This window comes from Streptomyces sp. SID5910 (genome assembly GCF_009862125.1).
GTDB lineage: Bacteria > Actinomycetota > Actinomycetes > Streptomycetales > Streptomycetaceae > Streptomyces.
This window is the reverse complement of the sequence record NZ_WWHX01000657.1, coordinates 1-323: the sequence shown is the minus strand read 5'-3', so window position 1 is coordinate 323 and position 323 is coordinate 1. Positions and strand designations below refer to the sequence as shown.

The following is a 323-nucleotide window of genomic DNA, read 5'->3' as shown; positions in this document are numbered from 1 at the left end:
TACCGGCTGCACCGCGCCGCCGCCGGGGCCGCGCGCCGGGCCGGGGACCGTGCGGGCGCGTGCCGCGACCTGGCGGGGGCCGCCACCGTCGCGTACCGCTTCTCCACCCTGTTCACGCGCATTCCCCCCGTGGCGGAGGTGACGGCCCTCCTCGCCGAGGCGCGGGAGCTGTCCGACGGCACCCCCGCCGCCGACGCGGCCGTCGCGCTGGCCGAGGCCGCGGTGCTCTGCGACGCGTACGGCGCGCTCCAAGGCGCCGCGGAGAACACCGTCGCCGACACCGTCGTACGCGCCGAACAGGCCGTCGCGCTCGCCCGGCGCAC

The 323-nt window shown here is 79.9% G+C and carries 1 pseudogene; it reads left to right on the top strand.

The features are described 5' to 3' along the window. Positions 1-323 (top strand): annotated as a pseudogene (locus GTW67_RS22910) (ATPase); the annotation flags it as partial.